The sequence below is a fragment of the Halopolyspora algeriensis genome, assembly GCF_003337235.1.
GTDB lineage: Bacteria > Actinomycetota > Actinomycetes > Mycobacteriales > Pseudonocardiaceae > Haloactinomyces > Haloactinomyces algeriensis.
The window spans coordinates 426,179-443,000 of the sequence record NZ_QPJC01000001.1 but is presented as its reverse complement, the minus strand read 5'-3'; the positions used below and the strand labels follow the sequence as shown (position 1 = coordinate 443,000).

18 protein-coding genes are annotated in these 16,822 nt (G+C 69.3%); 4 read left to right on the top strand and 14 right to left on the bottom strand.

All coding sequences use genetic code 11. From position 1 onward, the window contains the following. Positions 1-30: 30 nt before the first annotated feature. Both DFQ14_RS02225 and DFQ14_RS02220 read left to right on the top strand, forming a co-directional pair. Positions 31-738: a TetR/AcrR family transcriptional regulator gene (locus tag DFQ14_RS02225; RefSeq protein ID WP_114451298.1), complete on the top strand. Its 708-nt coding sequence runs from the start codon at positions 31-33 to the stop codon at positions 736-738. 97 nt (positions 739-835) lie between these two features. After that, entirely contained in the window at positions 836-1,471 is a 636-nt protein-coding gene (locus DFQ14_RS02220) for an MBL fold metallo-hydrolase (RefSeq protein WP_114451552.1), read from the top strand. Positions 1,472-1,488: 17 nt separating this feature from the next. On the opposite strand, the gene DFQ14_RS02215 is transcribed toward DFQ14_RS02220, so the two are convergent. The 8 genes from DFQ14_RS02215 to DFQ14_RS02180 form a co-directional block, all read right to left on the bottom strand. Continuing rightward, a complete protein-coding gene (locus DFQ14_RS02215) occupies positions 1,489-2,379 on the bottom strand; it encodes a phosphoribosylaminoimidazolesuccinocarboxamide synthase (protein WP_114451297.1) in 891 nt (296 codons plus the stop codon). Positions 2,380-2,497: 118 nt separating this feature from the next. Then, positions 2,498-3,931, bottom strand: coding sequence for an adenylosuccinate lyase (gene purB, locus DFQ14_RS02210; protein ID WP_114451551.1), 1,434 nt, complete (start codon positions 3,929-3,931; stop codon positions 2,498-2,500). 93 nt (positions 3,932-4,024) lie between these two features. After that, complete coding sequence (locus DFQ14_RS02205) at positions 4,025-4,882, bottom strand: hypothetical protein (RefSeq protein ID WP_114451296.1); 858 nt, start codon at positions 4,880-4,882, stop codon at positions 4,025-4,027. Next, on the bottom strand, positions 4,882-5,424 hold the full coding sequence (locus DFQ14_RS02200) for an RNA polymerase sigma factor (RefSeq protein ID WP_114451295.1): 543 nt from the start codon (positions 5,422-5,424) through the stop codon (positions 4,882-4,884). The genes DFQ14_RS02205 and DFQ14_RS02200 overlap by 1 nt, the downstream gene beginning before the upstream one ends. Before the next feature lie 166 nt (positions 5,425-5,590). Beyond that, positions 5,591-6,175 carry a TetR/AcrR family transcriptional regulator gene (locus DFQ14_RS02195; RefSeq protein WP_114451294.1) on the bottom strand — a complete coding sequence of 195 codons (585 nt, stop codon included), beginning with the start codon at positions 6,173-6,175 and terminating at the stop codon, positions 5,591-5,593. A gap of 38 nt (positions 6,176-6,213) precedes the next feature. Further along, a complete protein-coding gene (locus tag DFQ14_RS02190; RefSeq protein WP_114451293.1) occupies positions 6,214-6,537 on the bottom strand; it encodes a DMT family transporter in 324 nt (107 codons plus the stop codon). 192 nt (positions 6,538-6,729) lie between these two features. Then, positions 6,730-7,419, bottom strand: coding sequence for a hypothetical protein (locus DFQ14_RS02185; RefSeq protein WP_114451292.1), 690 nt, complete (start codon positions 7,417-7,419; stop codon positions 6,730-6,732). Next, the gene (locus tag DFQ14_RS02180) at positions 7,416-7,952 is read right to left on the bottom strand and encodes a SigE family RNA polymerase sigma factor (protein WP_114451291.1); all 537 of its coding nucleotides are present in this window, start codon (positions 7,950-7,952) and stop codon (positions 7,416-7,418) included. Before DFQ14_RS02180 ends, DFQ14_RS02185 begins: the two co-directional genes overlap by 4 nt. A gap of 154 nt (positions 7,953-8,106) precedes the next feature. On the opposite strand from DFQ14_RS02180, the gene DFQ14_RS02175 reads away from it, so the two are divergent. Continuing rightward, positions 8,107-9,129: a threonine aldolase family protein gene (locus DFQ14_RS02175; RefSeq protein WP_114451290.1), complete on the top strand. Its 1,023-nt coding sequence runs from the start codon at positions 8,107-8,109 to the stop codon at positions 9,127-9,129. Positions 9,130-9,260: 131 nt separating this feature from the next. Here DFQ14_RS02175 and purD read toward each other — a convergent pair whose 3' ends face one another. From purD to DFQ14_RS02160, 3 genes are all read right to left on the bottom strand, one after another. Next, positions 9,261-10,523 carry a phosphoribosylamine--glycine ligase gene (gene purD, locus DFQ14_RS02170; protein WP_114451289.1) on the bottom strand — a complete coding sequence of 421 codons (1,263 nt, stop codon included), beginning with the start codon at positions 10,521-10,523 and terminating at the stop codon, positions 9,261-9,263. Between the two features lie 205 nt (positions 10,524-10,728). Then, positions 10,729-11,460 carry a sulfite exporter TauE/SafE family protein gene (locus tag DFQ14_RS02165; RefSeq protein ID WP_114451288.1) on the bottom strand — a complete coding sequence of 244 codons (732 nt, stop codon included), beginning with the start codon at positions 11,458-11,460 and terminating at the stop codon, positions 10,729-10,731. A gap of 134 nt (positions 11,461-11,594) precedes the next feature. Next, positions 11,595-12,884, bottom strand: coding sequence for an adenylosuccinate synthase (locus tag DFQ14_RS02160; RefSeq protein ID WP_114451550.1), 1,290 nt, complete (start codon positions 12,882-12,884; stop codon positions 11,595-11,597). Positions 12,885-13,048: 164 nt separating this feature from the next. Here DFQ14_RS02160 and DFQ14_RS02155 point away from each other — a divergent pair, with 164 nt between their 5' ends. Continuing rightward, the gene (locus tag DFQ14_RS02155; protein ID WP_246195748.1) at positions 13,049-13,756 is read left to right on the top strand and encodes a hypothetical protein; all 708 of its coding nucleotides are present in this window, start codon (positions 13,049-13,051) and stop codon (positions 13,754-13,756) included. A gap of 88 nt (positions 13,757-13,844) precedes the next feature. Here the strand turns inward: DFQ14_RS02155 and DFQ14_RS02150 are convergent, their stop codons facing one another. The 3 genes from DFQ14_RS02150 to fbaA all read right to left on the bottom strand — a co-directional run bounded on the left by DFQ14_RS02150 (position 13,845) and on the right by fbaA (position 16,666). Continuing rightward, on the bottom strand, positions 13,845-14,975 hold the full coding sequence (locus DFQ14_RS02150) for an FUSC family protein (protein ID WP_246195747.1): 1,131 nt from the start codon (positions 14,973-14,975) through the stop codon (positions 13,845-13,847). A 113-nt stretch (positions 14,976-15,088) separates the two neighbouring features. Then, complete coding sequence (locus tag DFQ14_RS02145; protein WP_114451287.1) at positions 15,089-15,502, bottom strand: DUF3151 domain-containing protein; 414 nt, start codon at positions 15,500-15,502, stop codon at positions 15,089-15,091. A gap of 129 nt (positions 15,503-15,631) precedes the next feature. Continuing rightward, positions 15,632-16,666, bottom strand: coding sequence for a class II fructose-bisphosphate aldolase (gene fbaA, locus DFQ14_RS02140; RefSeq protein ID WP_114451286.1), 1,035 nt, complete (start codon positions 16,664-16,666; stop codon positions 15,632-15,634). Positions 16,667-16,822: the final 156 nt, after the last annotated feature.

The following is a 16,822-nucleotide window of genomic DNA, read 5'->3' as shown; positions in this document are numbered from 1 at the left end:
CGCGCGATCTCTCTGTTCTACTGTGCGAGCGTGCACCATGCGAGAGGTGAGCGGCCACCAGAGGAGCGGCCACCGGACGAACAGCCGCCGAGCGAGCGCTCCGAGCGCCCGAAACCCAAGTCCAGGCGGCTCCCCCGCTCGGTACGGGAGCGTCAGATCCTGGACGCGGCCGTACGGGTCTTCGCCGAGCACGGTTTCCACCAGGCCGCGATGGACGAGATTTCCGAGGCCGCCGGGATCTCCAAACCGATGATCTATGCCTATCTCGGAGCGAAGGACGAACTGTTCGTCGCCTGCATCCGGCGGGAGGCGAGCCGGCTCATCGAGGCCATCGGCGAGGCGGTGGACGAGAGTCTGGCCACCGACGAGCAACTGTGGCGCGGGCTGCGGGCTTTTTTCGAGTACGTCAGCGACAACCGGGCGAGCTGGACGGTCCTGCACCGGCAGGCGAACATCCAGGGGGAGCCCTTCTCCGGAGAGCTCGCCGAGTGGCGCGACCGTGCCGTGGCCCTGATCGCGTCTCTGCTCACGCGTGCCACCGCGGCAGCCGAGCAGCCGGTGCAGACCGAGCAGATGGAGCCGTTCGCCGCCGCGCTGGTCGGTGCGGGGGAGTCGATGATGGACTGGTGGCTCGATCACCCCGAGCACACCGCCGACGGCCTGTCGCGACGGCTGATGAACCTGGTGTGGATGGGCTTCGGTGACATGCTCCACGGGCATCGTTGGAAGCCCTCGTAGGCAGGTCGTCGCCGAGAGGATTCCGATGGTCGCCGAGCCATCGACAAAAACACGTCCGAGCAAGACCGACCTGACGAAAGACACCGAGGAGACGACATTGCGGATCACCCACTTCGGACACTCCTGCGTCCTGCTGGAGACCGATTCGGCACGGATGCTGATCGACCCCGGCACCTTCTCCACCGACTTCGAGGGCACCCGGGAACTGGATGCGGTGCTGATCACCCACCAGCACCCCGATCACCTGGACGTCGAACGTCTCCCGGAGCTGCTCGGGAACAACCCGGGTGCGCGCCTCATCGCCGACCCCGCCTCGGCGGCAACTCTCACCGAGGCCGACCTGACCGTCGAGGCCGTCCACGCGGGGGACGCGCTGGAACTGGGAGGCACGTCGGTCGACGTCGTCGGTGGTGAGCACGCGGTCATCCACCCGGACATCCCGCTCGTGGCCAATGCCGGATACGTGGTCGACGGAGGCGCTTTCTACCACCCGGGAGACGCGTTCCACGTGCCCGAACAGCGGATCGACGTGCTGGGGCTGCCGACCGGGGCCCCGTGGCTGAAGCTGTCCGAAGCGGTGGACTTCCTGCGTGCAGTGGCTCCCCGGGTCACCGTCCCGATCCACGAGGCGGTGCTGGCGATGCCGCAGATGCACTACCGCATGTTCGAGCAGCTCCGCCCGCAGGACACGACGATCACCGTGCTGACCAAGAGCGAGCCCGCCACCGTGTGAGGCCGTGCACGAACCGATCAGGCATCCGGAGTGGGCCAATCGGCGAGATCGCGGCCGGTGATCCGCGTGTAGGCCTCGAGATAGCGGGCGCGGGTGGCGGCCACCACCTCCTCGGGAAGCTCCGGCGGAGGCAGATCGGAAGCCCGGTCCCATCCGGATGCGGGCGAGGTCAGCCAATCGCGCACGTATTGCTTGTCGAAGGACTCCTGGGTGCGGCCGACCACATGGTCGTCGGCGGGCCAGTACCGGGAGGAGTCGGGAGTGAGGACCTCGTCGCCGAGGACGAGCGTGCCCGCGGCCGAGATACCGAACTCGAACTTCGTGTCGGCGAGGATCACCCCGCGGTCCTCGGCGTGCTCGGCAGCGCGTCGGTAGAGCTGCAGCGTTCTCTCGCGCAGTTGCTCCGCGCGCTGCCTGCCCACGGTGCGGGCCACGGCCTCGAAACTCACGTTCTCGTCGTGCTCACCCAGTTCCGCCTTCGTCGCGGGGGTGAAGATCGGCTCCGGTAGCCGCGACGCCTCGGTGAGTCCGTCGGGCAGTTCCACACCGCACACCGTGCCGGTGCGGCGGTACTCGGCGAGCCCGGAGCCGGTGAGATATCCGCGCGCCACACATTCCACCGGCAGCATCTCCAGCCTGCGCACCAGCAGTGCGCGACCGCGCACCTCGCCGGGGATGCGCGGGTCGTCGGCGGAGACCAGATGATGGTCGGAGTCGGAGAGCAGTTCGAACCAGAACACGCTCATCGCCGTCAGCACGCGGCCCTTGTCCGGGATCGGAGTGCTCAGCACGTGGTCGTAGGCGGAGATCCGGTCGGAGGCGACCATCAGCAGGTGATCGTCGTCCACGGCATACAGCTGCCGGATCTTGCCCGCGGCGATGCAGGGGTAGTCGGCGAGGGTGGACACGCAGCGAGTATCCCGCACCGGACGAGCCCGCTCGTACGGCGGGTCCTTCGGGTGCGCCGCTCGACGGTGATCCCGGACCGAGCGGAAATCGCCGATCAAGCACCACACCCGGTCGCGATCACAGGATCGCCGACGGCGAGTAGGCGGCGGCCTGGGGGTACCGTGCCGTGACGCGGGAGATCTCGGCGACGACGTCGCGGACCTGGTCGGCGGCCGCGCCGGTGAAGTCGAGCCGGTCGGCCAGCAGTTCCCCGAGTTGATCCCGGCCCAGCGGCAGACGCTCGTCGGCGGCGAGCCGATCGAGAAGATCATTGCGCTCGATGCCCCGTTCCCGCATGTCCAGCGCGACCGCGACGGCATTCTCCTTGATCGCCTCGTGCGCCGTCTCGCGCCCGACTCCCGTTCGTACGGCGGCCATCAGCACCTTCGTCGTCGCCAGGAACGGCAGGTAGCGGTCGAGTTCACGGGCCACGATCGCGGGGAAGGCCCCGAACTCGTCGAGCACCGTCAGGAAGGTCTCGAACAGCCCGTCGAAGGCGAAGAACGCGTCCGGCAGGGCGACCCGGCGCACCACCGAGCACGACACGTCCCCCTCGTTCCACTGGTCCCCGGCGAGTTCGCCGGTCATGGACACGTAGCCGCGCAGCACGACCGCGAGGCCGTTGACGCGCTCGCAGGAGCGGGTGTTCATCTTGTGCGGCATCGCGCTGGAGCCGACCTGGCCGGGTTTGAACCCCTCGGTCACCAGCTCCTGCCCGGCCATCAGCCGGATGGTCTTGGCCATGCTGGAGGGTGCGGCGGCGAGCTGGGACAGCGTGGTGAGGACCTCGAAATCCATCGAGCGCGGATACACCTGGCCGACGCTGGTCAGTGTCCTGCCGAAGCCGAGGTGTCCGGCCACGCGGCGTTCGAGTTCGGCGAGCTTGTCCGCGTCGCCGTCGAACAGGTCGAGCGCGTCCTGCGCGGTGCCGACCGGGCCCTTGACACCCCGCAGGGGATAGCGGGTGAGCAGCTCCTCCAGCCGGTGGAAGGCCACCAGCAGTTCGTCGGCGGCGGTGGCGAAACGTTTGCCCAGGGTGGTGGCCTGCGCCGCGACATTGTGGGAGCGCCCGGCCATGACGAGTTCACCGTGTTCGCCGGCCAGTTGCCCGAGGCGGGCGAGGACGGCGACCGTGCGGTCGCGCACGTGTTCCAGACTGCGGCGCACCTGCAGCTGTTCGACGTTCTCGGTCAGGTCGCGCGAGGTCATGCCCTTGTGCACGTGCTCGTGCCCGGCCAGTGCGTTGAACTCCTCGATGCGTGCCTTCACGTCGTGCCGGGTCCGGCGCTCGCGTTCGGCGATGGAATCGAGGTCCACCTGCTCCAGCACCCGTTCGTAGTCGGTCAGGGCCTGCTCGGGCACCTCGATGCCGAGGTCGGACTGCGCACGCAGCACGGCCAACCACAACCGGCGCTCCAGGACGACCTTGTGCTGTGGTGACCACAACTCGACCAGCTCGGGCGAGGCATAGCGGGAGGCGAGGGCGTCGGGAATGTTGGGCTTGACCGTCACGAGCAGCCAGGATACTTGCGTGACCGGACGCACGACGAGCCGCGCTCGATACGAACGCGGCTCGCCGTGGTCGGGAAGGGAGTCCGGGGATGGTTACTCGGTCAGGGTGAAAGCCGGGTCGGTGACCAGTTCGGTGAGCTGTTCGTCGGTGAGAGCGGTTTCCCGGCGCAGTTTGCTCGGATCGAGCTGCTGCGGGTTGAAGGTGTAGGCGGAGGCTTGCACGACGGCGCCGTTGGTGCGGAAGTGGCGGACCGTCCGCACGAGCGCTCCCCGCGGTCCCTCGTCGGGGGCGGCCAGCGAGCTCACCAGCGTCGACCCGTCCTCCTGCGAAATCACCCGGCATTGCCGCCGTGTGAGCTCATCGCCGGAGTCGGGTGCACAGATCCGGGAAGGGGACTCCGAGACCGTGCCCGGTGCGTGAATGCTCACCATGGTCGAAGTCGGGCCGACCTCGTCGGTGAATCCCACGGTGATCTCCAGTCTGCGGGTTTTGTCCGTTTCCGGCTTCCCGCGGACCGGGATGGAGGAGTGCACCACGTGCACGTCGTCCATGTTCGGGGCCACCTCGGCCACGGCCTTTCCGGCGTGCTGAGCGAGCGACTTCTCGTGAGGGCCGAGCTTCTTCTCCGGGTAGTTGATCTCGGCGCCCGACTCCTTCTCCGGCTCGGCCGGGTCCATGCCGGGGAGGGGAAGGTCCTCGTCCTTCGACGGAGACGTCTCGACCACCGGTGCGGCAGGTGTCACCGAACGCTGGTCGTAGGCGCCCAGCGCCCCGGGTATCGTGGCGACCCCGGCGAGGACCACCAGGGTCGCCAGGCCGGTGCCGACCATCGCACGCCGTTTGCGCTGCTCCCGGCCGGCCTTGTCGACCACCTGGTCGGGGTCGAATCCCAACGGTGGTTCGCCACCGACGGCATCCCGCATGCCCTCGCGCAGTGTCCGCTCGTCCATCACGCTGTCCCTTCCGCACCGACACCGACGTAGTCGGGATCGTGCTGTGCGATCACGCCCCGCAGGTTCTGCAACCCGCGTGAGGCCTGGCTTTTGACCGTGCCCTCGGAGCACCTCAGTGCCGCCGCCACTTCGGCGGTCGGGAGGTCTTCCCAGTAGCGCAAGACGAGCACCGCCCGCTGTCGTGGCGGGACCTCGGCCAGTGCGCGCAGAACGAGGTTCCGTGTCCGCGCACGCTGGCCTGCTACGGCAGGGTCGGATTCGGAGTCACCGGTGTCCGGAACCACTCCGTCCCGGCTCTCCGCGCGGCGCCAGGGTTTGCGCCGTTCGTCGAGCCACGTTCGCATCAGGGTCTTGCGTGCGTAGGCTTCCTGCGTCTTCTCGTCCACGCGTCTCCAAGCCCGGTAGAGCTTGGTGAGCGTGGTCTGAACGAGATCCTCGGCCAGATGCCAGTCGCCGCACAGCAGGTACGCCGAGCGACGCAATGCCGCAGCCTGGTCCCTCGCGAACACACGGAACGATTCCTCGTGTTGGGTCCGCATCGATGGGTGCTCCTTTCCGCGCTACCACCCCCTACTACGCGGACGTGATCGGCGAGGTTGCCCGGCTCGAGTGGTTGCGCGGACGATCTCCTGCGTGCGGCTGCCCGAGAGGGCGATGCGGAAGTCGCGCCGTCGGTCCGGCGGGGAATTCGGTCCGGCGGGGAGTTCAACCCAGCCGGGAGTGCAGTACCCGGCGAGCCGTGGCGCGCGGGTCGGGGTCGCTTTCGATCAGTGCGTTGACCACCGCGCCGTCGACCAGCATGATCAGTTCGAGCAGGTGCTGCCTGCCGATGTCCACCCCGAAGTGCGCGAGGATCTCGGTGAGCAGGTCGTGCAACCGGGCGGAGAGTTCCCGCATCAACGGCGCCAGGTACGGGCGGCGCGGGGAGCCGACCAGCCGTTCGTAACGCAGCAGCACCTGATCGAGCCCACCGTCTCTGGAGCGGGTGCCCAGCAGCAGGTCCAGCATCAGCTCGATCATCGAGTCGGCGTTGTGGTGCTCTTCGGTAAGCTCGGCGAGCCGCCGGCGTCCCGCTTCGAGTTCCGCCTGTGCCGCGTGCTCGACGGCTGCGGAGATCAGCTCGTCGAGGGAGTTGAAGTAGTAGGTGGTGGAGGCGAGAGGCAATGCCGCACGTTCGGCCACGGCCCGATGCCGGATCGCCTCGAAGCCCCCTTCCGCCAACAGCTGCGCGGCTGCCTCCACCAGTGCCTGCCTGCGTCGCTCACCTTTCGGTGTGCTGGCCGCCGTCATGAGTGCCGGTCCTCTTCGCGTGTTCGCTCTCGACGAGCTCAGTGCCCCGTCCCTGCCAGGTTCAGCCCGATCACCCCGGCCACGATGAGCACCAAGGACACGAGCTTGAGCACCGAGACGCTCTCACCGAGCCAGACCATGCCGATCGCGGCTGTCAGGGCGGCACCGATGCCGGTCCACACCGCATAAGCGGGCCCTGCGGGCAGGACCCGCATCGCCCATGCCAGCCCGGAAAAGCTCATCGCCGCGAGCACGAGGAACCACAGGCTGGGAACGAGCTTGCTGAAGCCCGCGGAGAGCTTCAGGGCGATGGCCCAGCCCGCTTCGAGCACCCCGGAGACCATCAGCACGATCCACGCCATGCGCGATGCCGCCTTCCCGCACGTTCGCTCTCGCCTTACCACTTATTGGGACGACCGTACCAATAAAGGGATGTGCGGCTTGGCGTGCGTGGCGGTGCGGGCGGCGGAACCCCCGGTGGGGTCGAGCGGCCACGGGCCGTTTCCCGGCAGGCGGTCACCGACCACAGCGCCTGCTCGCGATGAGAACGATCCTCAGAAGCGGTCGGCGAGGTGATCCGCGATCGCAGGCAACCGGTCGGCGTAGGGAGCGGCCGAGGACCCGGAGTCGGGGCTGCTGCGCACCATCAGAATGTGCCCGCCGTCCACCTCGTCGGTGACCTGCCGGGTGCCGTCGGGCCGCCGATGCTCGCCGGACCTGCGCTGCTCCGGCGGTACGGACTCGGCAGGAGCCAGGAGCACGGTGACATTGCCCGCCGTCGCGCCCTGCCGCACCTGGAAGGAAGCGGTCCGCGATCCCGTGGGACAGCTGGTCGCGGCCACCGGTGTCGTCGCCCGGGTGGCCTCGGGCAGCTGCTGCGCCAGTGCGTCCGCCAGCTCCCGATCCGGAGGACCGCAGCTGCCCTGCCCGGTCAGGGGCCCTCCGAGCACGGTCGGCCCGGTGCCATTCGGGCCCGTGCGCGGGGGCTGCTCCTGCGACGGCTGCCGGACTCCCCCCGGTGTCGGACCGGCCTGCGTGCTCTCGTCGGGAGTGAACATTCCCGTGCCCGCGCCGAGTCCTCCCACCAGAACCGCGGCGACGGCCAGGGAGCTCCCGGCAGTGGCCATGCGCCTGCGAGCCGTCACGCGGCGCGCTCCTCGGGAGATGTCCTGCTCGTCGAAGGAGGCCGGAGGGGCGGCGCGGGCCGCGTCGCGGAACAGCTCTTCGAGCTCCCGCTCGTTCACTTGCCTGCACCTCCTCCCGATGTCGGGCGCACATGATCGAATTCGTCACCGAGAGCTTCCCGCAGCGTTTCCAGCCCTCGGGCGGACTGGCTTTTCACATTCCCCTCGCTGCACTTCATGATCTCGGCAACCCCCGCTACGTCGAGTCCCTCCAGATACCGCAGCACCAGCACGGCGCGCTGCTTCGGCGGGACCTTCCGCAGGCCCGCCATCAACGTGCGCCGCGTGGCCACGGATGTCGCCACGTCCTCGGAGTCGGAAGGAGTGTCCGGCAGGACCTCGACGGCACGCTCGCGCCGCCAGGGCCTGCGGGACTCGTCGATGACCGCCCGCGTCAAGGTGCGACGGACGTAGGCATCCAGGGATCCCTTGTCCCGCACCTTGCGCCACCGGCGGTGCAACGCGATGAACGCCGTCTGGGCGAGATCATCCGCGCGGTGCCAGTCACCGCACATCATGTACGCCATCCGACGCACCGCCTCTCGCCGAGCCGCGAAGTACTCCGCGAACTCCTGTTCTTCGCGCTCGTCCACGCGGAACTCTCCGCTCCTTGTGTGCTTGCACTTGCTTGGACGGCTCGTCCCCGCCTCACGGTTGCATGTCGCATCGAGGAGATTCGCATCACCCCCTTCGCGCGTTGGCCGGACACGGTTTTTCGAAACCGGATATATATGATGTGATCTGATTGTGACCAAACTGGCGCCGATCGACCTTCGTTCCGACACGGTCACGCGTCCCGACGAGCGGATGGCCACGGCCATGGCCGCAGCCGAGGTCGGTGATGACGTGCTGGACCGCGATCCCACCATGCGCGAGCTGGAGACCAGGGCAGCCAGACTGCTCGGTACCGCCGACGCACTGTGGGTCCCCAGCGGAACGATGGGAAACCTGATCGCGCTGGCGCTGCACCTGCAGCGCGGTGACCGGTTTCTGGCACCGCGCGGCTCGCACGTGCTGACCCACGAGCTCGGCTCCGCCGCATGGCTGGCGGGAGGCATGCCCGAGCCGCTGTCCTGGGATGCGGGTCCGGGCAGACCCCCCGCCGATACCGTACGGAACTACGCCGGTGCGGGCTCGCGCTTCGATGCCCTGCGTACGACACTGCTGTGCCTGGAAAACACCCACAACGGCGCGGGCGGTGTGGTCGTTCCTCCGCACGAGCACGCGCAGCTCGCCGCGGCGGCCCGCGACGGCGGGCTGCGCGTGCATCTCGACGGTGCTCGAATCTGGAACGCCGCCGTCGCCCTCGGTGTGCCCCCTGCCGCGCTGACCGTGGGTGTGGACACGGTGCAGGCCTGCCTGAGCAAGGGACTCGGGGCGCCGGTCGGCTCGGTCGTCGCAGGCAGCGACGAGTTCATCACCGAAGCACGCCGGATGCGCAAGATGCTCGGCGGTGGAGTGCGCCAGGGCGGCGTGCTGGCCGCGGCCGGGCTCGTCGCACTCGACCGTATCGACGCGCTGGCCGCCGACCACGGCAATGCGACCAGGTTGGCCGAAGGACTCACCGAGCTCGGCTGGGACGTCACCCCTCCGCACACGAACATCGTCCTGGCGTCGGTCCCGGACGTGCGCCTGACGTTGGCACGTCTGGAGGATGCAGGCGTGCTCGCGGTGCCGATGGAGGGACAACTGCGCTTCGTCACGCACCGCAACGTCGGCAAGGCCGACATCGAGGAAGTCCTGCGCAGGATCGGCAGCAATCAGCAGTGAAACGGCGCGTGCCGAGCGGGCACGGCGGTGTCCGCTGCTGTCCACAGTGACGGAATCCGGCGCCGATGAACCCCTGTCTGCTTCGGTTCCCGGGGAACCTCGGGGTTGTGACGAGGGGGGACGGTCGACGTTCAGACGGCGGGCAGGGCGACCTCGCCTCGGGCGGCGCGCAGGGCGATGTCGGTGCGGTAGTGCGCGCCGGGCAGGTGCACGCCGTCGACCCGCCGGTAAACCTCCTCGCGGGCCGCTGCCAGGTCCGGACCACCCGCCACGACCGAGAGCACGCGCCCGCCTGCCGACAGCACGGTGCCGTCCTCCCGGCGCCTGGTGCCGGAATGCAGGACGCCCGGGGCATCGCCGCCGGTGATCACCTCGTCCACGCGCGGTCGTCCCGGATATCCCTCGGCGGCCAACACCACGGTCACCGCGGAGCCGGAGTCCCACTCCGGTGCCGGATGGGTGGCGAGTTCCCCGCGTGCGGTCGCATCGAGCAGCGATCCCAGCGGTGTGCGCAGCAACGACAGCACCGCCTGCGTCTCCGGGTCCCCGAACCGACAGTTGAATTCGACCACCTGCGGGCCGCTGGAGGTCAGCGCCAGGCCCGCGTAGAGCAGTCCGGAGAACGGTGTGCCCCGGCGGGCCATCTCGTCGACGGTCGGCTGCACGATCGTGCGCACGACGTCGTCGACCAGACTGTCCGGTGCCCAGGGCAGCGGGGCATAGGCGCCCATGCCACCGGTGTTCGGCCCGGTATCGCCGTTGCCGACGCGCTTGAAGTCCTGCGCGGGCAACAGCGGTACGACGGTCGCCCCGTCGACCAGGCAGAACAGGGAGGCTTCCGGGCCGTCCAGGAAGCTTTCGAGCAGTACCGGGTGGCCCTCCTCGAGCAGTTTGAGCGCGTGCGCCCTGGCCTGGTCGAAGTCGCCGGTGACCAGGACGCCCTTGCCGCCGGCCAGGCCGTCGTCCTTGACCACCCAGGTGGGGCCGAACCGCACCAGCGCCGCATCCAGCTTCGCCGGGTTGTCCACGGTCTCGCCGTGTGCGGTGGGCACGCCGGCCGCGTGCATCACATCCTTGGCGAACGACTTGGAGCCCTCGATGCGGGCGGCGGCCCTCGAAGGGCCGAAACAGGCGATACCCGCGGCCCTGACGGCATCGGCAGCACCGGTGACCAGCGGTGCCTCTGGGCCGAGGACCACCAGATCGGCACGCCAGTCCGTGGCCAGCCCGGCCACCTCATCGGGTTCGGAGACGTTCACACCGTAGGACTCGGCCAGGGCCGCGGTGCCCGCGTTACCGGGGGCGCAGGCCAGGGCGGTCACCGACGGGTCGTGGGACAGCGCCAGCACGATCGCGTGCTCCCTGCCGCCGCCACCAATCACGAGGATGCGCACGGCCAGCAGCGTAAATCCTCCGCCGGTGGCGGGTGGGTCCCGCCCCCGTCCCGTGCGCACCGGTCAGGGGCTCGGAACACGACCCGACAACGTTCGCCCGGGATGTCGACGGGATCTTCACCGACCACCCCGACCGGCCGTCCTCGCGCGGCAGGAGTGGAGCCGGAGCTCCCGGAACTCGGCCTGCCGCCGGGATGCGAGCGAGCTACGCCGGGTTGAGCACGAGCACGGCGCCCAGGGCGATGACGACGACGTGGACGATGCGGCTGAAGCGCTCGGCGGGGATGCGCCGGTGCAGCATCGTCCCCAGCGCGGTCGCGGCGAGGATGGTCGGCAGAGCCAGTCCGTAGAGGCCGAACAGGTCCGGTGTCCACAGCCCACCCAGCCCCTGACCTGTGACCACGAGGACGCCGGAAACCAGAAAGTGGGCCTGGAGAGTGCCGCGAAACCGGTGCGGGTCCCATTGGCGCAGCGTGCCGTAGACGACCACGGGTACGCCGTTGAAGTTGTAGGCGCTGCCCAGGGCTCCGGCGGCGAAGCCGAACGGCAGTGCCCACCCCGGTCGGGACAGCCGTGACGGTCCCGGCCGGGCCAGCGAGCAACCGCCGTAGGCGACGAGGAACACCCCGAGGGTCGTGCCGACCACGGTCGCCGGGGCGAGCGTGACCAGCGCCAGGCCGACGGGGATGCCGGCCACGGTCGCGCAGGCGAGTCGCGCGAGCACCGGCCGGTCCACGTGCCGCCATCCCGTGATCACGGCGAGCAGGGCCACGGTCAGCCCGGTCAGTCCGATCAGGGAAATCGCGGTGTGCAGGCCGATCGGCAGCAGTGCCAGCAGAGGCATGCCCACCACGGCCTCACCGAATCCGAACGTGGCCCGCACCATCGAGGCCACGAACACCGCGGCCACGACCAGCACCACCGTGCCCGGCGTCATGAGCGGGTTCCCTCGCCCCGACACAACATCGGTGGCCTCTGCGCGCTCGGACCGGTCGCCGGGCAAGCGGCGCCGACCGCTTCCTTCTCACGCACGCAACCGCCACCCGCGTACAAGGCCGGCCAGCCCACACATCATCCGGTCATGGTGTGGCGAACAATGGTCTGGTCCCTGCCGGGGCCGACACCGATGGCCGAGATCCGCGATTCGGCCAGTTCCTCCAGACGCTGGATGTAGGCACGTGCGTTCGGCGGCAGATCCTCGAACGAGCGGGCCCCGCTGATGTCCTCCCGCCATCCCGGCATCTCCTCGTACACCGGCACGGCGTGGTGCACCCCGGTCTGCGTCATCGGCATGTCCGACACGCGCATCCCGTCGATGTCGTAGGCGACGCAGACCGGGATGGTCTCCAGACCGGACAGCACATCCAGCTTCGTCAGGAAGTAGTCGGTGATGCCGTTGACATGGGTCGCGTACCGGGCGATCACCGCGTCGAACCAGCCGGTACGGCGGTTCCTGCCGGTGTTGACGCCGACCTCACCACCGACCTGGCGCAGGTTCTCACCCGCCGCGTCGGTCAGTTCGGTCGGGAACGGGCCCGCCCCCACGCGCGTGGTGTAGGCCTTGAGGATGCCGATCACCGCGTTGATCCGTGTCGGACCGATGCCCGAGCCGGCGCACGCCCCGCCCGAGGTCGGGTTCGAGGAGGTCACGAAGGGGTAGGTGCCGTGGTCGACGTCGAGCAGGGTGCCCTGGGAACCTTCCAGCAGCACCGTTTCCTCCCGCGCCAGTGCCCGGTTGAGCATGGTCTTGGTCTCGGCGATCCGCCCGGCGAACTTCTCGCTCTGGGCCAGCACCGTGTCCACGACCTCGCCGGGATCCATGGCCCGGCGGTTGTAGACCTTGACCAGCACCTGGTTCTTGTACTCCAGGGCGGCCTCCACCTTCTGGCGCAGGATCTTCTCGTCGAGCACGTCCTGCGCACGAACTCCGACCCTGGCGACCTTGTCCTGGTAGCAGGGGCCGATCCCGCGCCCGGTGGTGCCGATCTGCTTCTTGCCCAGGTAGCGCTCCGTCACTCGATCGATGGCCACGTGGTACGGCATGACCAGATGCGCGTCGGCGGACAGGGAGAGCTTGCTGGTGTCGACGCCGCGGGCTTCGAGCCCGTCGAGCTCCTCGAGCAGAGCTTCCGGGTTGACGACCACGCCGTTGCCGATGACGTTGTGGACTTGCGGGCTGAGGATGCCGGAGGGGAGCAACTTCAGCGCGAAGTCCTGCCCGTCCGGCAGCACCACGGTGTGACCTGCATTGTTGCCGCCCTGGTAGCGAACGACCCACTGGGCTTGCTCGCCGAGCAAGTCGGTCGCCTTACCCTTGCCCTCGTCGCCCCACTGGGCTCCGATCAGCACGATCGCCGGCATGTGAAACTCCAACCTGTCACTGGAGGTGGTCGCCTGTCTCGGGTCGGGGTGAAAGCTCGGCAGGAGCAGGTCGTTGCCGCGGCCGTGCTTCGCCACGAGCCCCCGGAGTCCACGCTTCCACGCGACGCCTACGCCGAGCGAACAGGGTAAACCAGGAGCCGAACGTGACGACGATCGCACTGTCCTGCGGAAACATCGACCGCGCAACACGTCCCGACACCGGCGGTGTGCGGTGGGTCGATCTGCCCGCCACACCGGACCGGGCGGACGTCGACCCCCTGTTGGCCGAGACGTCCGAACGGCTGGTGGTGCACGGTACCGACGCCGATCTGGCGGCCGTCGTGGTGCGCTTGCTGCGCAAGAATCGGCTGCAGGAGCTCACCGTGGGGTATGTGCCCGCGACGACGTCGCCGGCGAGCCGACTGTGGGGCATCCCGGCAGGGGCTTTCTCGCTCGCACTGCAGGGGCGAGCGCGTCCGGCACCGCTGATTCGGGACGACAACGGCGGGGTCCTCGTCGCCTCCGGGGTGATCGAGCCGATCACAGGACAAGCATACTGCGACGACCAGCGAATCCTGAACGGTCCCGCGCTCGGCCTGGAGGTTTCCCCCGATCCGGACGCCGAGCCGTTGCCCGAGCCCACCGCCGACCCGATCGCGACCGAGCCCGCACCCGTGATGGACGGGCTTCGAGCCACCGTCGTGCGCAGGTGGCTCCTGCTGCGGCAGAGCCGGGAGTCGGCCTACGGCCGTGCGACGCAGGTGAGCTTCCAGGAGGCCCGGGTGGTCTCCGACGGGGTCGCCCACCCACGCCCGATGCGCAAGTGGGCGTGGTACCGCCACACGCAGGACCTGCTGCTCGTGCGGCCGTAGCCGGCACGGAGCTCCCACGTGGCGCCCGGCGGTGTCCTTCCCGGCCGGTGCGCGCAGGGCGTGCCGGAACCATCCGGGACGGAAATCCCTAGCCCGCCTCGTCCTTCTCGTCCTCCTCGTCGTGGGAGTGCAGCGGGGGGAGGGCGGCGTTGGCTTCGGAGCGGCTCAATCCCGTCGCCTGCAGCAGATCCACCGTGATCGAGCGCACCTGCAGGACCACCACCTGCATGGAGAAGTCGGACTCCCCGAGCATCTCCACGGTGGATCGGCGTGCCACGGAACGGGCGGCCTCCCGTGCCTGCAACGGGTCCGTGCCGCCGGCGAGCTCGTCGCGCAGCAGCGTCACCGCCCCCGCCAGCTCCTCCAGCAGCGCAGGCAGTGGACGGGGGACCGGCTCGTCGTCGCGCAGTGCGGCCAGTGCCCGCCGCGCCAGCACACGGGTGTTGCGCAACGCCCGGTCGAGCGGGGTCGACGCGATCTGGTAAAGCTGCAGTTCGCCACGCCGGTGCCAGCGGATCGGCGCGAACCGGGCGATCTCCTGGCCGCTCTGGAGCGCCGAGCGGAACTCCTCCACCGAACGGTGGCTCTGGCGTGCCCGGGCGAGCACATCCGAGGCCAGGTCCACGTCCTCGCTCGAGATCGCGCCCGCGACACCGCGCAGCGCGTCGGCGAGTGCCCCCAGCACCACCCGGCCGTGCCGGTGTGCCAGGGCCAGCGGGTTCTGGGGAAGCAGCGCCGCGACGACGAAACCGACCAGGCCACCGACCGCCGCATCGACCATCCTGTCCAGTCCTCCCGCGGTGCTCGGAGGCAACAGGGTGGCCACGAGCACCGCCGAGGAGGCGGCCTGCATGACGATCACACCACCGCTGTCCAGCAACACCGCGGCGCTCATCGCCAGGGACACGACCAGTGCGATCTGCCAGGGACCGGTGCCGATGGCCGAGATCAGCACATCACCGACGCCGACTCCGATACTGACGCCGACCACCAGCTCCAGCGAACGGCGCATTCGCTGCCCCAGCGACACCCCGAGCGCGATGACCCCGGCGATCGGGGCGAAGAACGGCTGCGGGTGCCCGATCGCGTATCGGGCCAACGCCCACGCGATGCCTGCGGACACGGCGCACTGCAGGATCGGGATACCGGTTCGCATCAGTCGGCGCACACGGCGGGCGAGTTCCTGGCGCAATCGGTGCACGCCGATATTGTCCTTCACGCGAAAGGAGGCACCCGGCGGAGGATGCCGGACGCCTCCTTGCGCCTGCTTCGGGCGAAACCGCCTTCCCGCGATCTCCGCGTGATGCGGCATTCACGTTCGCGGAAGGGCTCTCAGGCCAGGCCGGTGGCTTCCACCGCGGCGGGGTCGCTGTCGGCCAGCAACTGGTGGCAGCGGTCGTACTCGTCGTCCTCACCGATGGCCAGCGCGGCCTTGGCCAGCACCGCGACGGCTCGCAGCACGCCCTGGTTCGGGCGGTGGTTCCACGGCACCGGACCGAACCCCTTCCAGCCGGATTTGCGCAGCGCATCGAGACCCCGGTGGTATCCGGTGCGGGCATAGGCGTAGGCGGCGACGACCTCGCCCGATTCCAGCGCCAGCTCACCGAGCCGAGCCCACGCGGCGCTGAACGTGGGGTGGCGGGCGGCGACCTCGGTGGCGTTGGTGCCCGCGTCCAGTTCGGCCTGTGCCTCGGTGTCCTCCGGTAGCCGGGTCTCGGGGGGTTCGAGCAGGTTCCCGTGCGTCATGGCCCCATCCTGCCAGGGCGGGAATCGGTTGCCGCACCGGTGCCGCGGGCCGGTCTCCGCGGCCGAACACGGCCTTTCGACGGTGCCGGGCCGTCTCGCGCGCACCACCCGGCACCGCCTGCGGCACGGTCAGCCCGCGAGCATCCGCCCGGCCGACTTCAGGGTCTCGCAGCCGTGCGCCACCCGAGCGGACATGGACTGCTCGGCGGCCTTGAGGTAGCTGCGCGGGTCGTAGACCTTCTTGTTGCCGACCTCCTCGTCGACCTTGAGCACGCCGTCGTAGTTTTTGAACATGTGATCGGCGATCGGCCGGGTGAAGGCGTACTGGGTGTCGGTGTCGATGTTCATCTTGACCACGCCGTAGGAGACCGCTTCGTGGATCTCGGACAGCAGCGAGCCGGAACCACCGTGGAAGACCAGATCGAAGGGCTTGGAGCCCGCAGGCAGGCCCAACTTCTCGGAGGCGACCTCCTGGCCCTGCTTGAGGATCTCCGGGCGGAGCTTGACGTTGCCCGGCTTGTACACCCCGTGCACGTTGCCGAACGTCGCGGCCAGCATGTACCGACCCCGCTCGCCGGCGCCGAGCGCTTCGACGGTGTGCTCGTAGTCGCCGGGCGCGGTGTAGAGCTTCTCGTTGATGTCGTTGGACACCCCGTCCTCTTCACCGCCGACGACACCGACCTCCAGCTCCAGGATCTGCTTGGCTTCGGCAGTGGCTTTCAGCAGCTCTTCGGCGATCCGCAGGTTCTCGTGCAGCTCGACGGCCGAACCGTCCCACATGTGGGACTGGAACAGCGGGTTCTCACCGCGGCCGACCCGTTCGCGGCTGATCTCGATCAGCGGCCGGACGAATCCGTCGAGCTTGTCGGCCGGACAGTGGTCGGTGTGCAGCGCGATATTGACCGGGTACTTGGCCGCGACCACGTGGGCGTACTCGGCCAGTGCCGTCGCACCGGTGACCATGTCCTTGACCTTGGTGCCGGAGGCGAATTCCGAACCACCGGTCGAGACCTGGACGATGCCGTCACTCTCGGCCTCGGCGAAACCGCGCAGCGCCGCGTTGAGCGTCTCCGACGAGGTCACGTTGATGGCCGGGTAGGCGAACTCGCCCGCCTTGGCGGTGTCGAGCATCTCCGCGTAGATCTCGGGGGTCGCGATGGGCATCGGTCGTCCTCCTCGGGGTGGAGTGGTGTGGCGGTGACGAGGGAAGCGCACACCGATCCCCGGCCCGCGCGGGGAGAGCGCGGGCCGGAAGCCTCACTGCGTGGCTCGTTCGTCCTTCGTTCGTGCACAGTGAAGGCACGGATCGTGGCGGATGCC

Bases quoted from the DNA above. Each gene is read 5' to 3' on its own strand.
- DFQ14_RS02190 (WP_114451293.1), bottom strand. From the start codon at position 6,537: ATGGCGTGGATCGTGCTGATGGTCTCCGGGGTGCTCGAAGCGGGCTGG.
- fbaA (WP_114451286.1), bottom strand. From the start codon at position 16,666: ATGCCCATCGCGACCCCCGAGATCTACGCGGAGATGCTCGACACCGCC.
- DFQ14_RS02195 (WP_114451294.1), bottom strand. From the start codon at position 6,175: ATGACGGCGGCCAGCACACCGAAAGGTGAGCGACGCAGGCAGGCACTG.
- DFQ14_RS02200 (WP_114451295.1), bottom strand. From the start codon at position 5,424: ATGCGGACCCAACACGAGGAATCGTTCCGTGTGTTCGCGAGGGACCAG.
- DFQ14_RS02205 (WP_114451296.1), bottom strand. From the start codon at position 4,882: ATGGACGAGCGGACACTGCGCGAGGGCATGCGGGATGCCGTCGGTGGC.
- DFQ14_RS02160 (WP_114451550.1), bottom strand. From the start codon at position 12,884: ATGCCGGCGATCGTGCTGATCGGAGCCCAGTGGGGCGACGAGGGCAAG.
- DFQ14_RS02165 (WP_114451288.1), bottom strand. From the start codon at position 11,460: ATGACGCCGGGCACGGTGGTGCTGGTCGTGGCCGCGGTGTTCGTGGCC.
- DFQ14_RS02145 (WP_114451287.1), bottom strand. From the start codon at position 15,502: ATGACGCACGGGAACCTGCTCGAACCCCCCGAGACCCGGCTACCGGAG.